Source organism: Winogradskyella costae, from assembly GCF_013403865.1.
GTDB lineage: Bacteria > Bacteroidota > Bacteroidia > Flavobacteriales > Flavobacteriaceae > Winogradskyella > Winogradskyella costae.
This window is the reverse complement of record NZ_JABFDK010000001.1, coordinates 296059-317869: the sequence shown is the minus strand read 5'-3', so window position 1 is coordinate 317869 and position 21811 is coordinate 296059. Positions and strand designations below refer to the sequence as shown.

General features: G+C 33.0%; 24 protein-coding genes and 1 tRNA gene. 12 read left to right on the top strand and 13 right to left on the bottom strand.

Annotation, left to right across the window (positions count from 1 at the left end; translation table 11 throughout):
* Window positions 1-259: 259 nt before the first annotated feature.
* A complete protein-coding gene (locus tag HM986_RS01375; protein ID WP_179333293.1) occupies window positions 260-718 on the top strand; it encodes an RNA methyltransferase in 459 nt (152 codons plus the stop codon).
* Window positions 719-793: 75 nt separating this feature from the next.
* Here the strand turns inward: HM986_RS01375 and rho are convergent, their stop codons facing one another.
* A complete protein-coding gene (rho, locus tag HM986_RS01370) occupies window positions 794-2479 on the bottom strand; it encodes a transcription termination factor Rho (protein WP_179333292.1) in 1686 nt (561 codons plus the stop codon).
* Window positions 2480-2696: 217 nt separating this feature from the next.
* On the opposite strand from rho, the gene HM986_RS01365 reads away from it, so the two are divergent.
* Together HM986_RS01365 and HM986_RS01360 are read left to right on the top strand one after the other, a co-directional pair.
* A complete protein-coding gene (locus HM986_RS01365; protein ID WP_179333291.1) occupies window positions 2697-3107 on the top strand; it encodes a DUF4293 domain-containing protein in 411 nt (136 codons plus the stop codon).
* A 155-nt stretch (window positions 3108-3262) separates the two neighbouring features.
* Entirely contained in the window at window positions 3263-3418 is a 156-nt protein-coding gene (locus HM986_RS01360) for a hypothetical protein (RefSeq protein WP_179333290.1), read from the top strand.
* A 13-nt stretch (window positions 3419-3431) separates the two neighbouring features.
* Here HM986_RS01360 and HM986_RS01355 read toward each other — a convergent pair whose 3' ends face one another.
* Window positions 3432-3926 carry a metallophosphoesterase family protein gene (locus HM986_RS01355; RefSeq protein WP_179333289.1) on the bottom strand — a complete coding sequence of 165 codons (495 nt, stop codon included), beginning with the start codon at window positions 3924-3926 and terminating at the stop codon, window positions 3432-3434.
* 106 nt (window positions 3927-4032) lie between these two features.
* Here HM986_RS01355 and truA point away from each other — a divergent pair, with 106 nt between their 5' ends.
* Window positions 4033-4782 carry a tRNA pseudouridine(38-40) synthase TruA gene (gene truA, locus HM986_RS01350; RefSeq protein WP_179333288.1) on the top strand — a complete coding sequence of 250 codons (750 nt, stop codon included), beginning with the start codon at window positions 4033-4035 and terminating at the stop codon, window positions 4780-4782.
* A 57-nt stretch (window positions 4783-4839) separates the two neighbouring features.
* Window positions 4840-6609 (top strand): ABC transporter ATP-binding protein, encoded by a 1770-nt coding sequence (locus HM986_RS01345; RefSeq protein ID WP_179333287.1) that lies wholly within the window; start codon window positions 4840-4842, stop codon window positions 6607-6609.
* A gap of 6 nt (window positions 6610-6615) precedes the next feature.
* On the opposite strand, the gene HM986_RS01340 is transcribed toward HM986_RS01345, so the two are convergent.
* The 5 genes from HM986_RS01340 to folP form a co-directional block, all read right to left on the bottom strand.
* On the bottom strand, window positions 6616-7389 hold the full coding sequence (locus tag HM986_RS01340; RefSeq protein ID WP_179333286.1) for a DUF3667 domain-containing protein: 774 nt from the start codon (window positions 7387-7389) through the stop codon (window positions 6616-6618).
* Between the two features lie 3 nt (window positions 7390-7392).
* On the bottom strand, window positions 7393-8181 hold the full coding sequence (locus HM986_RS01335) for a DUF3667 domain-containing protein (RefSeq protein ID WP_179333285.1): 789 nt from the start codon (window positions 8179-8181) through the stop codon (window positions 7393-7395).
* Window positions 8181-8963 carry a diadenylate cyclase CdaA gene (cdaA, locus tag HM986_RS01330; RefSeq protein WP_179333284.1) on the bottom strand — a complete coding sequence of 261 codons (783 nt, stop codon included), beginning with the start codon at window positions 8961-8963 and terminating at the stop codon, window positions 8181-8183. Before cdaA ends, HM986_RS01335 begins: the two co-directional genes overlap by 1 nt.
* Window positions 8964-9067: 104 nt before the next feature.
* Window positions 9068-9772, bottom strand: a complete 705-nt coding sequence (locus tag HM986_RS01325; RefSeq protein ID WP_179333283.1) for a hypothetical protein — start codon at window positions 9770-9772, stop codon at window positions 9068-9070.
* 81 nt (window positions 9773-9853) lie between these two features.
* Window positions 9854-10678, bottom strand: a complete 825-nt coding sequence (gene folP, locus HM986_RS01320; protein WP_179333282.1) for a dihydropteroate synthase — start codon at window positions 10676-10678, stop codon at window positions 9854-9856.
* 95 nt (window positions 10679-10773) lie between these two features.
* Between folP and HM986_RS01315 the strand changes: the two genes are divergently transcribed.
* The 4 genes from HM986_RS01315 to tpiA all read left to right on the top strand — a co-directional run bounded on the left by HM986_RS01315 (window position 10774) and on the right by tpiA (window position 14498).
* Window positions 10774-11316, top strand: a complete 543-nt coding sequence (locus HM986_RS01315; protein ID WP_179333281.1) for a DUF1599 domain-containing protein — start codon at window positions 10774-10776, stop codon at window positions 11314-11316.
* A 99-nt stretch (window positions 11317-11415) separates the two neighbouring features.
* Window positions 11416-12510: a BT_3928 family protein gene (locus HM986_RS01310; RefSeq protein WP_179333280.1), complete on the top strand. Its 1095-nt coding sequence runs from the start codon at window positions 11416-11418 to the stop codon at window positions 12508-12510.
* 79 nt (window positions 12511-12589) lie between these two features.
* A complete protein-coding gene (locus HM986_RS01305) occupies window positions 12590-13663 on the top strand; it encodes an ABC transporter permease (RefSeq protein WP_179333279.1) in 1074 nt (357 codons plus the stop codon).
* Between the two features lie 85 nt (window positions 13664-13748).
* Window positions 13749-14498, top strand: coding sequence for a triose-phosphate isomerase (gene tpiA, locus HM986_RS01300; protein ID WP_179333278.1), 750 nt, complete (start codon window positions 13749-13751; stop codon window positions 14496-14498).
* 109 nt (window positions 14499-14607) lie between these two features.
* Here tpiA and HM986_RS01295 read toward each other — a convergent pair whose 3' ends face one another.
* The gene (locus HM986_RS01295) at window positions 14608-15810 is read right to left on the bottom strand and encodes a porin (RefSeq protein ID WP_179333277.1); all 1203 of its coding nucleotides are present in this window, start codon (window positions 15808-15810) and stop codon (window positions 14608-14610) included.
* Between the two features lie 70 nt (window positions 15811-15880).
* Here HM986_RS01295 and prmA point away from each other — a divergent pair, with 70 nt between their 5' ends.
* Both prmA and HM986_RS01285 read left to right on the top strand, forming a co-directional pair.
* Window positions 15881-16717 (top strand): 50S ribosomal protein L11 methyltransferase, encoded by an 837-nt coding sequence (gene prmA / locus HM986_RS01290; protein ID WP_179333276.1) that lies wholly within the window; start codon window positions 15881-15883, stop codon window positions 16715-16717.
* Window positions 16718-16776: 59 nt separating this feature from the next.
* Window positions 16777-17049 (top strand): ATP-dependent Clp protease adaptor ClpS, encoded by a 273-nt coding sequence (locus tag HM986_RS01285; protein WP_179333275.1) that lies wholly within the window; start codon window positions 16777-16779, stop codon window positions 17047-17049.
* A gap of 63 nt (window positions 17050-17112) precedes the next feature.
* Here the strand turns inward: HM986_RS01285 and HM986_RS01280 are convergent, their stop codons facing one another.
* From HM986_RS01280 to HM986_RS01260, 5 genes are all read right to left on the bottom strand, one after another.
* The gene (locus tag HM986_RS01280; RefSeq protein ID WP_179333274.1) at window positions 17113-18519 is read right to left on the bottom strand and encodes an MBL fold metallo-hydrolase; all 1407 of its coding nucleotides are present in this window, start codon (window positions 18517-18519) and stop codon (window positions 17113-17115) included.
* Between the two features lie 70 nt (window positions 18520-18589).
* Complete coding sequence (locus HM986_RS01275; protein WP_179333273.1) at window positions 18590-19396, bottom strand: sulfite exporter TauE/SafE family protein; 807 nt, start codon at window positions 19394-19396, stop codon at window positions 18590-18592.
* Window position 19397: 1 nt separating this feature from the next.
* The gene (locus HM986_RS01270; RefSeq protein ID WP_179333272.1) at window positions 19398-19814 is read right to left on the bottom strand and encodes a DUF6691 family protein; all 417 of its coding nucleotides are present in this window, start codon (window positions 19812-19814) and stop codon (window positions 19398-19400) included.
* A 2-nt stretch (window positions 19815-19816) separates the two neighbouring features.
* Window positions 19817-20374 carry a YeeE/YedE family protein gene (locus HM986_RS01265; protein WP_179333271.1) on the bottom strand — a complete coding sequence of 186 codons (558 nt, stop codon included), beginning with the start codon at window positions 20372-20374 and terminating at the stop codon, window positions 19817-19819.
* A 57-nt stretch (window positions 20375-20431) separates the two neighbouring features.
* Complete coding sequence (locus tag HM986_RS01260; protein WP_179333270.1) at window positions 20432-21067, bottom strand: Crp/Fnr family transcriptional regulator; 636 nt, start codon at window positions 21065-21067, stop codon at window positions 20432-20434.
* A 118-nt stretch (window positions 21068-21185) separates the two neighbouring features.
* Here HM986_RS01260 and HM986_RS01255 point away from each other — a divergent pair.
* Window positions 21186-21259 (top strand) — tRNA-Arg (locus HM986_RS01255).
* The last annotated feature ends 552 nt before the right edge of the window (window positions 21260-21811 follow it).

Here is a 21811-nt window from a genome sequence, read left to right as displayed (position 1 = left end):
TATATACAAAAAAGAAAGTGAAAAAGTAGCAATGTTGAAGAGTCACATTGAGTGCGGTCTAATAATTATAGGGATTTAATACTTCGGCTGCACTCAACTTGACATTATTGGAATTATTGAATAATATAAAGGTTAAGTTAGCTGTAACAGCATAATATATATCAGATGGAGGTTGTATAAATATCAATTAAGATATTCATACAACTTCTTTTTTATAAATTCATAACCAAAAAATAATGCAAATTTCTATTTTTGACTTATGAATGATAATTTTATAAATGAATTCTTCGGAATAGGGATTCAGAATGGAAAAACACCAGAAAATTTAGGTGTGCTTTGGAGATCAGCACAGAATTTAGGAGCAAGTTTTATTTTTACAATAGGTAATCGTTATGCTAAACAAGCATGTGATACGCACAATGCAGTAAAGTCAATGCCCTACTTTCATTATGACACTTTTGAAGAATTCTTTAATAACATCCCCAAAGGAGCAAGGCTTGTTGGGGTAGAGCTAACAAAAGAGGCTGCACCTTTAGAAACGTTTAATCATCCAAGGAGATGTGTGTATTTATTAGGTGCAGAAGATCACGGATTGTCTCACCAGGCAATTGAAAAAAGTCATTTTTTAGTAAAATTTCAATCGTACTTAAGTCTCAATGTTTCCGTAGCGGGTAGTATAGTGATGTACGATAGAGGAATTGATAAACCTAGGGTTTAACTCAATTAGAAAAAACATAAAAAAAACCTTGAACGATAAATTCAAGGTTTTTTTTAGTTTTATATATTTAGACTTTTAGCCGTTCATAGAAATTAAGAACTCTTCATTATTTCTTGTTTGCTTAAAGCGGTCATTAATAAATTCCATTGCTTCAACTGGGTTCATATCCGCAAGATACTTACGCATCACCCACATTCTTTGAATTGTAGTTGCGTCTAATAAAATATCATCACGTCTTGTACTCGATGATGTTAAATCGATAGCGGGGAAAATACGACGGTTAGAAATCTTACGATCTAATTGTAGTTCCATGTTACCCGTTCCTTTAAATTCTTCAAAGATTACTTCGTCCATTTTAGAACCTGTTTCAGTTAATGCAGTCGCTATAATGGTTAATGAACCACCATTTTCAATATTACGTGCAGCACCAAAGAAACGTTTTGGTTTGTGTAGCGCATTAGCATCGACACCACCAGAAAGAATTTTACCAGATGCTGGTTGTACAGAGTTATAAGCTCTTGCTAAACGTGTAATTGAATCTAAAAGAATCACCACATCATGGCCACATTCTACCAAGCGTTTTGCTTTTTCTAAAACGATATTTGCAATTTTCACATGCTCGTGTGCTTCTTTATCAAAAGTAGAAGCGATCACTTCTCCACTAACATTACGTTGCATATCTGTAACTTCCTCAGGACGTTCATCAATTAATAAAATCATTTGATAAACCTCAGGATGATTCGCTGCAATAGCATTGGCAACATCCTTTAGTAGCATTGTTTTACCCGTTTTTGGTTGCGATACAATCATACCACGTTGTCCTTTACCAATTGGTGCGAACAAATCCATAATACGCGTAGAAATCGTGGCTTGCTTTTCTGCGATATTAAATTTCTCTTGTGGAAATAATGGTGTTAAATGTTCAAAAGCAACTCTGTCTCTTACCACATTAGGCAACTGACCGTTAATTTTGCTCACCTTAATTAAAGGAAAATATTTTTCGCCTTCCTTTGGTGGACGTACATTTCCTAATACAGTATCACCGACTTTTAATCCAAATAATCTAATTTGGGACTGAGATACATAAATATCATCAGGAGAGGATAGGTAATTATAATCCGAAGATCTTAAAAAACCATATCCATCTTGCATAATGTCTAAAACACCTTCACTTTCAATGATCGCATCGAATTCAAAATCGGGCTCGCGGTAGCGGTTTCTGCTATCCTTGTTTCCATTACTTTTCGAATTGCCATGTGTGTTACCATCCTTAGCGCGTGGTTGTCTGTTCTCGTTGTTTTGTGGACGTCTTTTGTCGTCTTTACGAGGATTAGGCTTCTTTTGTTCTTGAGGTTTCTTAACGGGTTTATCCGTGTTAGTTTTGTCCTCGTTAGTCTTGTTTTCCTGTGGCTTGCGCTCCTGAGGTTTGCGAGGATTAGGTTTATTTGGAGTCTGAGGTTTCGGTTTAATGTCCTCTTTTTTTTCCGTTGACTCTAAAGGTTTTTGTTCTTTAGGATCTTTCGCTTTTTGTGGAACTCTAGCGCGTTTTGGAGCCGGTTTATCTTGCTGTGGCTTTGCGGCAGGTGAAGTTTCAGTAGCTACATTGGCTTTAACAGCACTAGGATTAGCAGCTTGGTAATCTAAAATTTGATAAACCAAGTCTAGCTTCTTTTGTGTACGGTATTTAGGTACGTTTAGTTGTTTTGCTATCTCCTGTAATTCAGGAAGTTTTTTAGCCTTTAACTGAGAAATTTCAAACATTCTGTATGTTGTATATGTATTATAATTTTGATATTATTAATTCAATATTTTCTAAATGAAATAAAAAGAAAAAAAGTGAGATTAATTTGGAAGATTAGGAGGATGCAACTCAGTACGTTACTTCTTTCTATTGCAATAATACAATTTTATTTTAAAATAATTTCTATCTTTTTAAAAAATAAACTCCTAATTTTGCAGAGCTTTTTTAATAAAAGATATGATTCAACGCATTCAAACTCTGTATTTACTTTTAACTGTTATTATTTCAGGAGGTTTAATATTTGTCTTTCATTTATGGACGGACAATGAAGGACTAAAAGTATACGCTATAAATAATTATTTGTATTTAGGTTTGTTTTTAGGCTCAGCTTTATTAGCTTTGACATCAATATTTAGATTTAAAGACAGGAAATCTCAATTTGTTTTGGGGCGACTTAATATAATATTAAACTTTATTTTACTAGGAATCTTTGTATATCAATCGCTAAGCTTATCTGGAGAAATTAACGTTTCTGAGAAAGGTATTGGGATTCTTCTTCCTATTTTTTCTATTGTGTGTTTAGTCTTGGCTAACAAGGCTATTAAGAAGGATGAAGATCTCGTGAAATCTGTAGATCGATTACGATAGACCTAAAATCTTAGTAGTATTAGTGTGAAAAACCCAGACTCTGCCGTCTGGGTTTTTTTATTATTATATCTTTTCAATTTAAAATTTATGCTTTTTTTATAATATTTCTTAATTTAGTATCGGCTCTGTGCATCTCTAATTAATAAACTATACACATGATAAAACAAGTTTTCTTACATGTATTAGCCGCTTTGGCTTTAAGTTTTTTACTGTATAAATTGGCTTCGTTTACTTTGGTAACATCATTATTTGTAGGTATTGGAACCGCAATTTTGGGATTAATTTACAGTGTAAAAAGCGCTAAGAAGTAATTCTGTATTATAATTACCTCGTCTCAAACTCTATAACTTCCAGGTCTTTAATAGCTGCACCATCAATTTTAAATCTTAACATCGTTCGTACTTTATGAAAGCCATGTTTACCAGCTGCTCCTGGATTCATATGTATAAGATTTAGTTTTTTATCTGGCATTACTTTTAGGATGTGTGAATGTCCCGTGATAAATAATTTTGGTGGATTTGCAACTAATGCGTCTCTAACAATGTTATTATACCTTGGAGGGTAACCTCCAATATGAGTCATCCAAACATCAACATCTTCACACATAAAACGGTTGTGAAGCGGAAACTCACTGCGCGCTTTAGCATCATCGATATTGCCATATACCGCTCGTAGAGGTTTTAATTTTTTTATTTGATCCGTAACATCTAAATCTCCAATGTCGCCTACATGCCAAACTTCGTCAGCCTGTTTTACATGGTTTAGAATAGCATCATCAATATAACTATGTGTGTCTGATAAAAGGAGGATTTTTTTCATATTCATTTTCCTAGAAATCGGAAATCTATAACTTTATACTTTAGCATTTTTTTAGGAATTAAAACCTTTATCTTTGTAGCTTCCGAAGCAAAAATAATGTAATCTTTTGAGATATTTTTTAGAGTTATCATATAATGGTAAAGCATATCATGGTTGGCAAAATCAACCTAATGCAATTTCTGTACAAGAGGTAATAGAAAAAGCGCTCTCTACCATCTTAAGTGCTAAAATATCTATAATGGGTGCAGGCAGAACGGATACAGGTGTGCATGCTTCACAGATGTTTGCACATTTCGATTATGATGGTGATTTTAAATCTATAGACATTGTTTATAAACTAAATTCATTCTTACCTAAAGATGTGGCCATCACCACTGTTTTTGAAGTTAAGCCAGAGATCCATGCCCGATTTTACGCAGAAAGTAGGACATATAACTATAAAATTTCGACCGTCAAAAATGTATTTAATTACGATTTTGCTTATCAGGTACAATCGTCTTTAGATATTGAAGCGATGAACGAAGCTTGTAAAATCCTATTTCAGTATAAAGATTTTCAATGCTTTTCAAAAACGAATACGGATGTAAAAACGTATAATTGTGATATAAAAGAGGCTCACTGGACCAACAATAATGGGCAACTTGTTTTTACAATAACTGCGGATCGGTTTTTAAGAAATATGGTTAGGGCCATTGTTGGTACGATGGTAAATATTGGTTTGGGAAAAATGAAAGCTGAGGAATTACATGCTATTATCGATTCTAAAAGCAGGAGTAAAGCCGGGTTTTCAGTTCCTGCGCATGGCTTGTATTTAGTGAAAATTATATATCCTGAAACCATTAAATTAGAACGTTAATTAATAAACGAAACTTCCGTGTTAGCGGAAAATATACCGAAACAAGTTCGGAATAAAATGACAGAAAAAAAGAAAAAAATATTTGATATATCCTTATTTACACGTTTATTAAAATACATAAAACCGTATCGTTCTGTTTTTATTATTTCACTATTTTGTGTTGTTGGTTTAGCCATGTTTGGTGCATTTAGACCTTATGTCTTAAAAGAAGCTATTGACGTTAAAATTGCTAATAAAGAATATCATGGCTTCGTAATTTACATGGTAGTAATGTTGGCGTTGCTTATTTTAGAAGTAATATCTCAGTTGCTTTTTATCTACTATGCGAGTTGGTTAGGGCAATCTGTAGTTAGAGATATTAGGGTGAAATTGTTTAAGCATATGCTTAAATTTAAAATGACTTATTTTGATAAATCTTCTGTAGGTGTTTTAATAACCAGGGCAGTCACGGATATGGAGCGAATTGCTGATATTTTCGGTGAAGGCTTATTCATGATTTTTAGTGATATTTTGAAAATGATTGTAGTCGCAGGGTTTATGTCATTTATAAATTTAAAATTGAGTCTTATTGTTTTTGTTACAATGCCAATTGTATTATTTGCAACTAAGATTTTTCAGAAGTATATGAAAATTGCTTTTGAGGACGTGCGGACGGAAGTGTCTAACCTGAATTCTTTTGTTCAGGAGCGTGTTACAGGAATGAAAATACTACAGTTGTTTACCCGTGAAACAGCTGAATATAGAAAATTTAAAGCTATTAACGAACGTCATAAAAAGGGGTGGTTAAAAACAGTGTGGTATAATTCTATTTTCTTTCCTATTGCAGAATTTTTAGCGTCTTTAACTATGGCGATGGTTATTTTGGTTGGCGGTTATAGTGCCGTTTCTGAAAATGCGGGTACAACCCTGGGAGATTTAATTGCGTTTACCATGTTTATACCGATGTTGTTTAGACCTTTAAATCAAATTGCAAACAAATTTAATACGCTTCAAATGGGAATGGTCGCTGCAGATCGTGTGTTTAAAGTGTTAGATACAACGTCTAATATTGATGATTCTGGTACTATTGAAGCTAGTCATTTTAAAGGATATATTTCATTTGAAGATGTACGATTCTCTTATAATAAAGATGAAGAAGTTCTTAAAGGTATTTCGTTTAATGTTAAAGCTGGTGAAACCGTTGCTATAGTTGGGGCAACAGGCGCAGGGAAATCCACAATTATCAATTTGTTAAATCGGTTTTATGATATCAATTCAGGAACTATAAAAGTTGATGATACAGATATTAAAGATATGACCTTAACCTCGCTCAGAAATCAAATTGCCGTAGTGTTACAAGATGTGTTTTTATTTGCGGATACTATTTTAAATAATATCTCGCTTAATAATCCTAACATTACAGAAGCCGATGTTGTAAACGCTGCTAAAGCAATCGGAATTCATGAGTTTATTTCCAGTCTACCTAATGGATATCATTACAATGTTAAAGAACGTGGGGTAATGTTATCTTCTGGTCAACGTCAATTAATTTCGTTTTTAAGGGCTTACGTGACCAATCCGAGTATTTTAATTCTAGATGAAGCCACCTCTTCAGTAGATTCTTATTCTGAGCAGCTTATACAAGATGCGACCGATAAAATCACAAAAGGACGAACTTCTATTGTGATTGCTCACCGATTAGCAACGATTCAGCAAGCGGATAAAATTATTGTTATGGATGCTGGTGAAATTGTTGAAATCGGAACGCATCAATCATTGTTAAAACAAGACGGGGGTTATTACAAAAATCTTTATGAAGTTCAGTTTTTAAAGGTTGAAGTGGCTTAATCTTATTTAATTTGGTTTAAAATCTTCAAGATTAATCAGTCCCGTTAATAAGGCAATAATCATGAGTCCGATAATATAAAAAATGTACAGAACGCCAAAAAAAGACAAGAATACCATAATCTGACCTATAAATTCAAAGCCATGAATTTTACTTATTCTGAATAAACTCCATAGCAAATATAATATTAGAAATGTAAGTGCAAATATAGAATAAGTCATATAGGCTTGTGGCACTATAATTAGAATAAAGATGGATGGGATAATGCTTGTGATGCTATATTGAGCCATTAAATAGGTGAAGGCAACGGTTCTTTCTGTAATGTTGTAGTTTCGTTTTTTTAAAATTAGCCAGCTTGCTGCAACCAATAAAGGAATATAGGAAATAAAAATTAACGATGCATATTCAGTTGTTAATGACTGTATTTTTGCCATGTAATTCTGGTTCATGCCTTGATTAAATACATCATAGTTTACCTCTAGTGTACTTCGCTTCATTAAGTATATAATAATACCAGTAAGCGTTAATGCAATTCCTAAGTAACTAATAGGGTTTACATATTTTTTACGTACACCTTCAATGTAGTCTCCAATAACGTCTTCGGGTCTATTAAATAGTCTTATAAAGGTTCTGAGTAGTTTGTTATCATAATTAAAAAAGGTTTCACTCAGATGCTCAAAAAGATTTCTAAAAGTTAAACGATTTCTAATCACTTTACCGCCACAGCATTTACAGTAGTCGTCTTTTGTTAATAGCTCTGTGTGGCAGTTTTTACAATTCATAATTTAAATTTTAAAATAACCATTAAAAAATAAAACTATTGCCGCGATTGTAATTAGGATAAAGTAGATAACCATATAAAAAACCATCACAATTAAAAATTTAGCAACTGTATTCCAAAAATCTTCTTTAAATACTTTTTTTAATACGTATGCTAAATAGATAAAAGTAGGTAAGCCAAGAATAGTTGATACGATTAGATAATTCATACCAATAACTAAGAACAATATGCTAAATACAGCTGTTATTATGATGATTTGAGCTGAATAATAAAGATTTATAACGAGGTGTTCTGTAAAATTAAAGCGCTTATCTCCAAGAATAAAATACACTAGCCAAGTTGCTAATGAAGAAACCGGAACACCCAAAATATATATTAAACCTTGATGCTTTGTGAAGAAATCGGGATTTAAACCTGCCATCGAATTGATGTTTTTCTCTGGCATGTTTTCTATTGCTTTAGCAAACTCTGGCGTAAAATCTAAGGCGTCTCTAAAAAATGTAGTAAGTAAAAAGACCTGAATACCAGCTAATGTTAAAGCAATTGCAAAATATTGAAGGACATCAATATACTTTTTTCGAGTACCATTAATATAACCTACGATTACAGTTTCTGGTTGTCTAAAAAGATCAATGAATGTGCGAAGAAATTTATTGTCTATAGAAATAAACTGCTCATTAACTTGTTGTGCTAATACTTGTGGTTTTAAGCGATTTTGAATGATTTTCGCGCCACATTCATCACAAAACTTCTGTGATGCTTTAAGCGTTTTATTACAATTTTTACAGTTCACTAACCTAAATCGTGTTTGATTTTATCTCTAAGTTCGTCCGTGTTTTTAAACATTTCAAACTCGCCATTTTTAATATAAGAAATCTGACCTGTTTCTTCACTTACACAAAGCGCTATGGCATCAGTTTTTTCAGTAATGCCAATGGCTGCCCTATGACGTAAGCCAAAACGTTCAGGGATATTTTTCTCATTGTTAACAGGAAGAATAACACGTGTGGCTTTTACCACGTTTTTATCGATAATAATGGCGCCATCATGTAATGGGCTATTTTTAAAAAAGATACTTTCTATAATGGGTTGAGAAACTAAAATATTCATCTCATCTCCAGTATTTGTTAAGAAGTCTAAGTTGTTGTTACGCTCAATAACAATTAAAGCCCCGGTATTGGACGCTCCCATTTTATTACAAGCATTAATAATAGAATCAACATCAGTTGAGGTCTGATCGTCGTTTTTAAGAAATTTAAAGTTTTTAAAGAGATTTCGCTTTCCACTAATATTAGTAGAACCCACCATAAGAAGAAACTTTCTAATTTCTGGCTGAAAGACAACGATTAAAGCAATAATACCAACTTTCATAAAACCATCAAAAATGCTGTAAAGCATATGCATATTGAGGTAATCAGTTAAGCGCCAGGCGAAATAGATGATTAATATACCAATAAAAATATTGATGGCAACCGTTCCTTTTACAAGTTTGTAGATATAATAGAGTAAGATAGCCACAAGGAAGACATCCACAAAGTCTATAAATCTAAAATCCCAAAGTTGTAAGTTTTCCAAAAGGTTGGTGTTTCTGCTAATTTAGTAATTTATGTTTAGTAGCGAAGAAAATGCTTAGTAATAATTAAGACCTGTGAGGTTTCAAAAAACTGACAGGTCTATTTTTAATAAATGAATTCGTTATTATCAATTCTGATTTTATCAGATTTTATTTTAGATAATTCTCTTTTTATAGAAATGTAATCTTGAAAGCTTAGATTTTCTTCAAAATAAAGATTAAGAGAATATCCTTTTATCACCATTTCTTCGGACATTGAAGTGCTGAGCTCCAATAATTCTATAAAAGATTGAATCTCTAATTGAATTTTAGCTTTATTCTTGTTATTAATTTTTAGCGGTATTTCTAAAAAATAAGATGTTGATGTCGCTTTACTTTTTAATTTTTCTGAGACTAAATTTTGAAGATTAATAGCGTCGTCTATAGGTTCAGAAAACTCATAGAAAACATCCGTAAACTCTAAAAACCCCAAACTCTCAATACTCGTATCATTACAAGTAAAATAATTTTTAGCATCTTCATTTTTATGCATTTCAGCATTCCGCTTTTTATCTTGTAAGAATTTAATATGAGGAATCGCTTGCGCTAACGTTAATCGCTTATCTACATTCACTAACCAATTGGTGGTGATAATTAAATTCTTTCGGTTTAATAAAGTAGAATCAGGTTGAGATTCATCATAAAATAGATAAGCAGGTGATACGTCTAAAACTTCGGTTACTTCAGCATTTTTAATTTCAGGAAGGAGTAAGGTGCGTTCGTTGTTGCAACTAAATAGGGATAGAATAATTAGTAAATAGATGTAGCGCATTCTGTGTTATAATTTAATATTTTGTGTTTTTTATTTTATAGTATAGACCTGCAAGGTTTTGAAAACCTGCTAGGTCTTAGACTAACTCTGTAGCTGATTGTAAAGCGTCACACATTCCATAGCTTCTTTAACGTCGTGTACACGTAAGATTTTTGCGCCTTTTTGTAACGCAACCATGTGTAAAGCAGTAGTGCCATTTAAAGCTTCTTCAGAAGTTGAATTTAGCGTCTTGTAAATCATAGATTTCCTTGAAACGCCAGCTAAAATAGGTTTGTCAGCCAATTGAAGCAATTCTAGTTGATTCAATAATTCAAAGTTTTGTTCAACGGTCTTTGAAAACCCAAATCCAGGATCAATAATAATATCATTTATTTTTTCTTGGTGAGCCGCTGCAATACGTTCCGCAAAATAAGCAATCACCTCTTTAGTTAAATCATCATACTGCGTTTGCTGTTGCATGGTTTTAGGATTCCCTTTAATATGCATCATAATATAAGGCACAGCTAATTTTCCAACGGTAGAAAGCATGTTCTCATCGAGTTTTCCGGCTGAAATATCATTGACTAATGCAGCTCCTGCTTCAACACTTTGCTTTGCAACTACACTTCTGAAAGTGTCAATTGAGATTAAAGCATGTGGGAAATGTTTCAAGATTAATTTAATTACTGGTATAACACGATTCAATTCTTCTTCCTCACATACATCATCAGCATTTGGTCGAGAACTATAGCCACCAATATCAATAAAAGTAGCTCCATGGTTCAGCATCGTTTCAACTTGAACCAAAATTTCAGATTCATTCTTGTATTTACCACCATCAAAAAACGAATCTGGTGTAATATTCAATATGCCCATCACTTTTGGTGTGGATAGATTGATTAATTTTCCTTTACAATTTATATTCATGTTTACTCTAAAAAAGACGTTAAGAAAACTTTAAACCCCAAACTTTGAACTTCTAATTTATTTATGCGAAATTTACGGAAATTATAACGTAATAGATGCAAGATACTTCAAAACAATACGATGCTGTTATCGCTAAATGTAGAGCGCTTTTTGTAAATAAAATGAGTGATTATGGGAGTGCTTGGCGAATTTTAAGATTGCCATCTTTAACCGATCAAATTTTTATAAAAGCACAGCGTATTAGAGGATTGCAACAAAATGCAGTTAGAAAAGTAGATGAGGGAGAGGTAAGTGAGTTTATTGGCATTATTAATTATTCTTTAATGGCTTTAATTCAGTTAGAAAAAGGTGTTGTTGAACAACCCGATTTAAATACCGACGAAGCTGCTAAACTTTATGATGAAAAAATAGCAGAAACGAAACAATTAATGCTCAATAAAAATCACGATTACGGAGAGGCTTGGAGAGATATGCGTGTAAGTTCTTTGACGGATCTAATCTTACAAAAGCTATTGCGTGTAAAACAGATTGAAGATAACGCCGGGAAAACGATTGTTAGCGAAGGTATTGACGCTAATTATCAAGACATGATTAATTATGCGATTTTTGCTATGATTCACCTAAATGAAGCTGATTAATTATTTAAAAATGATCACTGAGCACAGTAAAAGTGATAACTTAATTGAAGATAACTAACTAAAAAAAGATTCCTGATTTTGCGGGAATGACAAAAGCATATGAAGTATATAGTGCACCTTAGCAGAATTTTTACAGGAATATTATTTATTATTTCAGGGTTTATAAAACTTAATGATCCGCTTGGGTTTTCCTATAAATTAGAAGAATACTTCAGTTCAGATGTTTTGAATATTGAATTTTTAATCCCGTATGCCCTCGGTATTTCAGTAATGGTTGTGGTATTTGAAGTCGTTTTAGGGATCTTCTTATTAATTGGTTATAAACCTAAATTTACGGTTTGGAGTTTATTATTGATGATTGTGTTTTTTACCTTTTTAACCTTTTATTCGGCTTATTTTGATAAAGTAAAAGACTGTGGTTGCTTTGGTGATGCCTTAAAATTAACACCTTGGGAAAGCTTTACAAAAGATGTGGTACTGTTAGTATTGACTCTAATTTTGTTTTTTGGTGTAAAACATATCAAACCTTTATTTTCAAAATTGCCAACAACAGTGATCGCGCTATTGAGTTTTATTGTATCGCTTTGGTTTGGATACCATGTATTAATGCATTTGCCTTCTATAGATTTTAGAGCTTATGCGATTGATAAAAATTTACCTGAAGAAATGGCTGTTCCAGAAAATGCTCAAAAGCCTATTTTAGAGTATACCTGGACATTTAATGTCAATGGTGAAGAGCAAGAGTTTGTGACTAACGGAAGTTACCCTAGTGTAAACGGTGAGTATGTTGGAGTAGAAACCAAGACTATAGATGAAGGGTATATTCCTGCAATTCAAGATTTTTCTATAGAATCTGATGATGAAGATTTAACCGGTTATTTCTTAGAACAAGAGAAATTAATAATGGTTACAATGTATAATGTTACCAAAGGTGAAGCTGAAGGTATGGCAAAGTTGAAATCATTTACTGATGAAGCTATTAAAAAAGGCTATGCTGTAATTGGTTTATCATCATCTGGAGCTGCAGATAAAGCGCAAGCAAAAGCAGAGTATAATTTTAATTTTGATATTTATCTGTGTGATGAAAAAGTAGTTAAAACAATAGTACGTGCAAATCCTGGAATTATCATATTAAATAAAGGAACTGTCGTAAATAAAGCTCATTGGAATGATATTGAGGATATTGAATTGTAATCAATAGTCACAGTATTTAGTCTTAGTTTGCGGATTAATACTATTTAAACTCATTTCGGAATTTATAACAACCTATTTTTTGATAAGATATTTAATCAATAAAATCTTTTATGCCTTTATCACCTTACTGGGGGTAATAACCGTCATTTTCTTTTTGTTTAATAAGCTTGGTGATCCTGCAAAAATGATGCTCGGACAAAACCAATCAGAAGAACAGGTTGCTGCGGTAAAGAAGAAATACGGATTTGATAAGCCTATTGGAACGCAGTTTTTATATTATCTTAATGATTTGTCACCTATTTCGTTTCATTCTGAAGCCGAAAATGATTATACCTATTTAGGACCAAATAAATATACAGCAACAAGGTTATTCGGTTTTGGGAATATAACTACGGTTATTAAAGCACCTTATTTAAGAGAATCCTTTGCTAAACAGGGAAAGAAAGTAAGTCATATTATTGGTGAAACCATTCCTAATACGTTCGTTTTAGCAATTTCCGCTATTATAATCGCCATTGCGTTGGGGATTATTTTTGGAATCATTTCAGCATTACACAAAGACACTTGGATCGATAAAGCCATTCAGATTTTAAGTACGTTTGGGATGAGTGTACCGTCATTTTTTAGTGCCATTTTGTTTGCATGGTTATTTGGTTTCGTATTACATAAATACACTAATTTAGAAATGACCGGTAGTTTATATGAACTCGATGATTTTGGTGAAAAAATGAATATTCAATGGAAAAATTTAATTTTACCAGCAATCGTATTAGGTATTCGACCGTTAGCAGTGGTGATTCAGTTAATGCGAAATTCATTATTAGAAGTTTTAAACCAAGATTATATAAGAACCGCTAGAGCCAAAGGGTTGAGCGAGTTTCAGGTGATTAAAAATCATGCGGTTAAAAATGCTTTAAATCCTGTAGTTACGGCAATTTCTGGTTGGTTTGCATCTATGTTAGCAGGAGCTGTTTTCGTAGAATATATATTTGGATGGAACGGCTTAGGAAAAGAAATTGTAAATGCGCTGAATACTTTAGATTTACCCGTAATAATGGGAGCTGTTTTAGTGATTGCAATTATATTTATTACCATTAATATTTTTGTAGACATCATTTATGCTTGGTTAGATCCTAGAGTAAAGTTATCATAATGAAATACTGACATTTGTCAATTTACTTTCACCTTTATTATGTTATTTTTGTATACTAAAATTAAAAATTCAATATACTTATATTATGAGAAAACATATCGTAGCCGGAAACTGGAAAATGAATAATGATTTACCTCAAACGGAACTTTTGATAACAGATTTGTTAAAGCAAAATCAAACATCAGATGCTGAGGTTATGATTGCCCCAGCATTTACAAACTTGTGGCAAGCGTTTGAATCTTTAAGACAAGAGTCGATAGAGGTTGTTGCTCAGAATATGCACTTTGCAGAAAATGGCGCATATACTGGTGAAATTAACGCAAGTATGCTAAAGAGTATTGGAATCAAAACGGTTATTTTAGGACATAGTGAGCGTCGTGCATACTTTAATGAAACGGACGAATCTTTAGCTAAAAAAGTGGATGCCGCTTTAGCAAATGATATGAGAACAATCTTCTGTTTTGGTGAAGAATTACAAGATAGAAAATCTGAAAACCATGAAGCCGTTGTAGAAGGTCAGATTAAAAAGGCCTTATTTCATTTAGAAGCTGATGCTTTTAAAAGTATTGTTTTAGCTTATGAGCCTGTTTGGGCCATTGGTACTGGTGAAACAGCTAGCCCAGAGCAAGCGCAAGATATGCATGCCTTTATTAGAAAAACACTAGCTGATAAATATGGTAACGATGTCGCTGATTCTGTTTCTATTTTATACGGTGGAAGTGTAAAACCTGCAAACGCTAAAGAAATATTTGGAAAACCAGATGTTGATGGTGGTTTAATTGGAGGAGCAGCACTTAACGCAGAAGATTTCTATGCGATTGTAAATGCATTCTAAAATTTTTTAGATTATAAACTAAGTTTATAATAAATTAAAAGTCCTTAAACCCTTGGTAATATCCAATACGTTTAAGGACTTTTTTTTACTTAAAATTTATCATTTCAAATTAAATACCTATCTCTACCTGAAATCTTAAATACCAATTGCTAGTACTATTAGAATCCAAGTAGTTTAACTCTGTATTGGTAACTTCAGCTTGCAATTTTAAGGCATGTTCCCAAATATACTTCGTAACGCCAAGACTGTATTGATTAGTTTGTGGTGTTAATACTTCAATATCTTTATGTGGTTCTTGGTAAGAATAGCGCCCAATAACTTCATAGTTGTTGTCAAAAATATAACTCAATTGGGTGTCAAAACCACTTCCTGTAAAAACGTATTGCGAATCTAAAGCATCATCCGGATTAAACGTTATAGGGTCATCAGCAGTTCTTTGCATATAAGCCGTTTGAAACGCCCAACCATTGTATTTTACAATAGCATCTAAAAATAAAGATTGTACGTCTCGCGCTTCAAATAAATCATCGCCAATAGTCCCTCGGGTTCTACGAGCATTATTATTGTAGTGGTAAACTCCAGAGAGCATTAATTTAGGTGTTGCTTCACGCTTTATGTCACCTTCAAATAACATTCCATTACTTTTAAAAGCACCAAACGGGAAGAGTTCTAAACGCCCTGTAAAAGCTAATCCGTTATCTGGCTCCTTAGTCCAATTTCGACCTTCACCAGTACTAATTGCTGTTTTAACGTTATAAGAAAACTTATCTTGTAATTCATTGAGGTAATAGACTTGAAGCCCAAAATCTCTATCAATATTAAAGCGTGCATTGTTTATAGAGCGATCCGTAAGTTGTAAAGCACCAGAGGAATTAATACGTTGTCTATTTCCAGGCAGTTTGGTTTGTCCGAAACCAATATTCCAATGCTCATCTGGCCTGTAGAACACAATTGCATCTCTAATAATATTAAGATTATCTCCGTCTTCAATAGCACCTACATCATTGGGGGAAAACGATAATTGAATGACATAAATAATACTTGGGTCACCAACATACCCATCGAAACGCAAACGCAAACGTCTAATCATTGCTTCGTAACCATCTTCTTCATCTTCATTATATAAAGACGTAAATCGGTTTTGCATTCTAAAACGAATGTTTAGTTTAAAAATGCTATCGGGTGATGTAATTCCCAGGCCTTTACCATAGCTGTAATATGGTAACGCAGATAATTTAATGTCATTGTTATCTTGAGCACTGGATATTTGAGATAAAACCAAAAATAGAATGCCTACAATATATTTATTCATATAATTTTAATTTGAAGCAAAAATACTAGTAACTAAATTAATGATTAGTAAATTTGCAAAAAAAAGATGAATGTCTGAAATATATATAGGTTATACGTTTAAAGTAAGTCCTTTACAGCCGGCAGTAGAGATTTTAATTGCAGAATTAGGTTACTCCGGTTTTGAAAGCTTTGTAGAAAATGAAGAAGGCGTCATAGCGTATATTCAAAAAGAGGAATGGAATGATAAGATTCTAGAGGAGATTTATATTTTGACTTCGGACGAATTTAAGATTAATTATACGTTTGAAGAAATAGAACAAACCAATTGGAACGAAGAGTGGGAGAAAAATTTTAATCCTATTGTGGTTGATGATGTCGTGTCAGTGCGCGCTCCCTTTCATGCGAAACGAGATGATGTGAAGTATGATTTAATCATTGAGCCTAAAATGAGTTTTGGTACAGGTCATCATGAAACCACGCACATGATGATTCAACATATATTACAGAACGATTTTAAAAATAAATCGGTTTTAGATATGGGCTGTGGAACCGGCGTTTTAGCCATATTAGCTGAAAAAGTAGGAGCTACGAAATTAGATGCTATTGATATAGATAATTGGTGCTATTTAAATAGTTTGGAAAATGTAGAACGAAATGATTGTAAACATATTTCGGTTTATGAAGGAGATGTAGCGTTATTAAACGGTAAGAAATATGACAGTATTATAGCGAACATCAACAGAAATATCTTATTGGCTGATATATCAGAATATGCCAAATGTTTAAATGAAAATGGATCTTTGTTTTTGAGTGGTTTTTATCAAGAGGATATTCCGATTATTGAAGCAGAGTGTAATAAGCAGATGTTAAAGTTGACTAAAACTCTTCAAAAAGGACAATGGGTGTCATTAAAATTTATAAATTAGTGTAAACTTAAGTTTAACTATGATGTTTCCTAAAGGGGAATTTCTGAAGGACAAAAGGGATGACAAAAGAAAAATATTCAGAAGAACTGCTTCTGCAAGAAGAAGAATTAAAACAAAATGAAATTGTATTATTTAATGATGAAGTCAATACTTTTGACCATGTTATTAATACACTTATTTATGCTTGTGATCATGTGCCAGAGCAAGCAGAGCAATGTGCGCTATTAGTGCATTATAAAGGTAAATGCACGGTTAAGACTGGTCCATATGATGATTTAGAACCACGCTGTTCTAAGCTTTTGCAAGCTGGTCTTAGCGCTGAAATAGTTTAAATAAAAAATCCCACAAATTGTGGGATTTTTTATTGTTTTTTAGATATATAAATGCGCCATTCTTTATAAAGTAGATGGACAAACAAAATTCGTTGTTTTTAAGTCTGTGTCTTTAATGGCACCAAATCCCCCAGCAATATCAATAAGCTTATCAAAGCCTCTTGCTTTTAATATGGAGGCTGCAATAACAGAACGATAACCACCTGCACAATGTACATAATACGTTTTGTCTTTATCTACCTGATTCATGTTTTCGTTAATAAGATCAAGCGAAAAATGTTGAACGCCTTCAAGATGAGTAGATTGGTATTCCCCATCTTTTCGCACATCTAATACATTAAGATTGTTAGCCTTTGCTCTGTTAGCAAATTCTAAAGCAGATATGGAGTCTAATGTTTCGATATCTTTTCCTGCTTTTTTCCAAGCTTCTAATCCACCTTCAAGATAGCCTAAGGTGTTATCGTAACCCACACGTGATAATCTTGTGACGGCTTCTTCAGACTTGCCTTCGGGCACCACGAGCACTATAGGTTGTTTTATATCTTTAATTAAGGCACCAACCCATGGTGCAAAACCACCATTCAGACCAATAAATATAGAATTAGGAATGTGACTTATTATAAAATCAGCTTGTGTTCTAACATCTAAGACTAAGGCAGATTCATGATTTGCCATAGCTTCAAACGCTTCTGGATTGAGTGGTACATTTCCTGTTTTTAAAACGGTATCAAACGTGTCATAACCCATTTTGTTCATCATAGCGTTTTTTGCAAAGTACTGCGGAGGTGGTGCAATGCCATTTAAAACTTCTATTACAAATTCAGCTTTAGTCATGTCCGCACGTAAAGCATAGTTTGTTTTTTTCTGTTCACCTAACACACCTACGGTTTCTTTACTTAAGTTTTTTCCACATGCAGAACCTGCGCCGTGAGCAGGATATACAATAACGTCATCGGCTAAAGGCATAATTTTATTTCGAAGTGAATCGAATAACATGGCTGCTAAATCTTCCTTTGTTAAATCAGATTTAATGGCTAAATCAGGTCGTCCAACATCACCCAAAAATAAAGTGTCTCCAGAAAAAATAGCATGATCTTTACCGTTCTCGTCTATGAGTAAATAGGTTGCAGACTCTAAAGTATGTCCTGGTGTATGCAATACCTTAATAGTTGCATTTCCTAGTTGTAGTACTTCATCATCAGTAGCGGAGTGTATGTCATATTTTGTAGTTGCTCCTGGGCCAAATACGATAGTTGCACCAGTTTCTTTAGCTAAATCGACATGACCTGAAACAAAATCAGCATGAAAATGAGTTTCTAAAATATATTTGATCTTTGCGTTATTAGTTTTTGCCTTATCAATATATTGCTGTATTTCCCTAAGAGGATCGATAATGGCAACCTCACCTTCAGATTCAATATAATAAGCTCCTTGGGCTAAACAGCCAGTATATAATTGTTCTATTTTCATTCTTTGTTCATTTGTGTTACAAATTTACGAAACTTCAAATTTCGAGATATGATAATTATCACAAAGAGTGTTAAAAGAGCTCTTTGAAAATAATGTAGATGGCCATTACAATAGTAAAATATCCAAATCCTTTCTTTAATCGTTTGGCACTAATTTTTTTAGAGAGTGCCAATCCTATAAAAATCCCAAAAATTGAGATTACGGTAAATGTAACTAGAAACTGCCAATCGATATTAGTTGTTTCGTTTATATCACCTAAAAATCCTATTAAGGATTGAATGGCAATAATAAATAATGATGTGCTAATGGCTTTTTTTATAGGAAGTTTTACTAATAAAACTAATGCAGGTACTATAAGGAAACCTCCGCCAGCTCCTACTAAGCCAGCTAAAGCACCGATACCTATTGCTTGAGTACCAATGGCAAAATAGTGCGAATTATCAAAGTTGTTAATGACGCTATCGCTATTAACAACTTTAGATTTTATCATTGACCACCCAGCTAAAAGCATAATGATTGCAAATAGCAACATGATGAAAAGGGAGTTGGTAAGTGAAAAATCAGCTACGGTAAATAATACCTCAGGTAAGTTAGGGATGACGATACTCCTCACCGTAAACACAGTAAGAATTGAAGGAATCGCGAATATGATAGCCGTTTTAAAATCTATCGTATTTTTTTTTATGTTACGAGCAGTGCCAACTAAAGCAGTACTGCCGACTATAAAAAGGGAATAGCCTGTAGCAACTATTGGACTAAAGCCTAAAAAATAGACTAAAATAGGAACCGTTAAAATCGAACCACCACCGCCTATTAGACCTAAAACAAGTCCTACAATTAATGCTCCGATATAACCTATAACTTCAATGAGTTCCATTTTAATGAGGTAGTTTATCTTTCAGTAACCCGTAAACAAAAGTACCTAATAAGGCAGCAGCAATCACTATTAATATTGAGAAAGCCGCTGTTCCAATTAAAATATACATTGGTCCTGGGCATGCACCACACAACGCCCAACCCAAACCAAAAATGGTGCCACCAACGATATAACGTGTAAAACCACGTTCTTTTAGTGGTACTCTCAGTGCTGATCCTTCGGTTGTTTTAACTTGGCGTGTTTTAGATAGTCTTAATAATATAATTCCTGTTACGACCGCAGTTCCGATGATACCGTACATATGAAATGATTGGAACTTAAACATTTCAAAAATCCGATACCATGAGACGGCTTCAGATTTTACTAAAACAATTCCGAAAAATATACCGACGATGAAAAATTTTAAATATTTACCCATAATTAAAAGAGTATTGGAAATATAAGATGAATCATAATGAGACCTCCAAAGAAGAAGCCAATTACGGCAATCAAAGAAGGTAGTTGCAAACTACTTAATCCTGTTATAGCGTGGCCAGAAGTACAGCCGCCAGCGTAACGTGTGCCAAAACCAACAAGGAACCCCCCAATTATCAAAATAGATAGTCCTTTAATGCTAAAAACAGCATCCCAACTAAACAATTCTGGCGGCAATAGGTTTTTACCAACATCATTGAATCCAAGCGCAGTTAAATCTGTAACGGTCGCTTCACTGAGATCCATATTTATAGGATTAGATAATACATAATGAGCGATAAAACCACCAAAAATAGCTCCTAACACAACAATGAGATTCCATTTCTGACTTTTCCAATCAAAATTAAAAAATGCAACACGTTTACCTGCACCCCCTATAGCACACATGGTTCTAAGGTTAGATGACATCCCGAAGGTTCTACCAAAATAGAGTAGTAAAAACATGACAACTGCAATACATGGTCCAGAAACATACCAAGGCCAAGGTTGTAAAATATATTCCATAATTTTTATTTGGTGCAAAAATAGAGATCTCTAATTAAGAGAATGTGTTAAAGGTTACTAAAATTCTAGAACTACAATCTTATTTCGCCCAAGCTTAATTTTTTTCTCACGTTCTAATTGTTTTAATAGGCGAGAAATAACTACACGAGACGTGTTTAAATCTTCAGCAATTTCTTGATGTGTGACCTCTAAACTTGTCGAAGAGGTAAGTTTTACATGATCTGTTAAGTATTTAAATAGACGTTCATCCATCTTCATAAAGGCAAGTGCATCAATAGTTTCTAACATTTCATCAAAACGTACTTGATAACTTTGTAATATAAAATTTCTCCAGCTTTCGTTGGAATTAAACCACAGTTTCATGTAGTCTATAGGGATCATTATAACAGTGGCATCCTCATCTGCAATAGCGCGAATTTTACTTACAGATTTTACCATGCAGCAAGTTAAAGACATAGCACAAGTATCTCCAGACTCTAAAACATATAATAAAAGTTCATCTCCATCATTGTCTTCTCTTAAAACTTTGATGTTTCCCTTTATTAAAAGCGGAATGAAATTTAAATCTTGACCTAAATCTATAATAATATCAGCTTTTTGAAAGGTTTTTAGAAGTGCAACATTGGAGATGTTATCGATTATTTCGGAATCGAATAAGTAATTAAATGGGGAGAGTAATTCTTTTGAAATCATACCTCAAAAATACTAATTTAAAAATTTGAAATAAATTGTTTGGCTATCATTTAATAAATGTATTATATTTGCACCCACTTAAAAAAATACTGATAAGTATTATTAAAGTGAAAATAATGGCCTCGTGGCGCAACTGAATAGCGCACTTGATTACGGCTCAAGAGGTTACTGGTTTGAATCCAGTCGAGGTCACTAAAAAAGAATAAAAAAATTCTTATTAAAAGCTTGTAAAATCTATGATTTTACAAGCTTTATTCGTTTTTAGAGGGTAATAGTTGTCTCTTTTTATTGGCAATTTAGCTGTTAATTGGGATAATCACTGAATATGGTTTATCAATTATTAGCTCAATTCAGTTTAATATTTATCCATAATTTACGACTCGATAGTTTCAAATAATCTACTTCAACGTAACTATAACATTTATTTTTTGAAAAATAAATGTTAGAAATTAATAGCCAATTGTGTGTATATGATTTTTAAACTGATAGGCTGAAATATTAAATCAACATCTTTTTTACGAATGTCATTATCTAATTTTATTTCTGGAAATGAAATTTAGGTAATTTATTGATCATTAAATGTTTAATGCTTCAGTAGCTGCGTCATTTACTTCATTTGGTTAGCTGCGCGTTCAATATAATTATCAAGGAAAGTATGGAAATGTTCCATTTTTAATTTTTTTATATGTTGATATGAAATTCACGCGTAGCCTAGCGTCAATAGAAGTTTTAACATCTTTATAA

Bases quoted from the DNA above. Each gene is read 5' to 3' on its own strand.
- HM986_RS01310 (WP_179333280.1), top strand. From the start codon at position 11,416: ATGAAGTATATAGTGCACCTTAGCAGAATTTTTACAGGAATATTATTT.
- HM986_RS01260 (WP_179333270.1), bottom strand. From the start codon at position 21,067: ATGATTTCAAAAGAATTACTCTCCCCATTTAATTACTTATTCGATTCC.
- HM986_RS01270 (WP_179333272.1), bottom strand. From the start codon at position 19,814: ATGGGTAAATATTTAAAATTTTTCATCGTCGGTATATTTTTCGGAATT.
- rho (WP_179333292.1), bottom strand. From the start codon at position 2,479: ATGTTTGAAATTTCTCAGTTAAAGGCTAAAAAACTTCCTGAATTACAG.
- HM986_RS01360 (WP_179333290.1), top strand. From the start codon at position 3,263: ATGATAAAACAAGTTTTCTTACATGTATTAGCCGCTTTGGCTTTAAGT.
- HM986_RS01265 (WP_179333271.1), bottom strand. From the start codon at position 20,374: ATGGAATATATTTTACAACCTTGGCCTTGGTATGTTTCTGGACCATGT.
- tpiA (WP_179333278.1), top strand. From the start codon at position 13,749: ATGAGAAAACATATCGTAGCCGGAAACTGGAAAATGAATAATGATTTA.
- prmA (WP_179333276.1), top strand. From the start codon at position 15,881: ATGTCTGAAATATATATAGGTTATACGTTTAAAGTAAGTCCTTTACAG.
- HM986_RS01340 (WP_179333286.1), bottom strand. From the start codon at position 7,389: ATGAATTGTAAAAACTGCCACACAGAGCTATTAACAAAAGACGACTAC.
- folP (WP_179333282.1), bottom strand. From the start codon at position 10,678: ATGAATATAAATTGTAAAGGAAAATTAATCAATCTATCCACACCAAAA.
- HM986_RS01355 (WP_179333289.1), bottom strand. From the start codon at position 3,926: ATGAAAAAAATCCTCCTTTTATCAGACACACATAGTTATATTGATGAT.
- HM986_RS01345 (WP_179333287.1), top strand. From the start codon at position 4,840: ATGACAGAAAAAAAGAAAAAAATATTTGATATATCCTTATTTACACGT.
- HM986_RS01365 (WP_179333291.1), top strand. From the start codon at position 2,697: ATGATTCAACGCATTCAAACTCTGTATTTACTTTTAACTGTTATTATT.
- HM986_RS01295 (WP_179333277.1), bottom strand. From the start codon at position 15,810: ATGAATAAATATATTGTAGGCATTCTATTTTTGGTTTTATCTCAAATA.
- HM986_RS01315 (WP_179333281.1), top strand. From the start codon at position 10,774: ATGCAAGATACTTCAAAACAATACGATGCTGTTATCGCTAAATGTAGA.
- HM986_RS01285 (WP_179333275.1), top strand. From the start codon at position 16,777: ATGACAAAAGAAAAATATTCAGAAGAACTGCTTCTGCAAGAAGAAGAA.
- HM986_RS01375 (WP_179333293.1), top strand. From the start codon at position 260: ATGAATGATAATTTTATAAATGAATTCTTCGGAATAGGGATTCAGAAT.
- HM986_RS01325 (WP_179333283.1), bottom strand. From the start codon at position 9,772: ATGCGCTACATCTATTTACTAATTATTCTATCCCTATTTAGTTGCAAC.
- HM986_RS01275 (WP_179333273.1), bottom strand. From the start codon at position 19,396: ATGGAACTCATTGAAGTTATAGGTTATATCGGAGCATTAATTGTAGGA.
- HM986_RS01280 (WP_179333274.1), bottom strand. From the start codon at position 18,519: ATGAAAATAGAACAATTATATACTGGCTGTTTAGCCCAAGGAGCTTAT.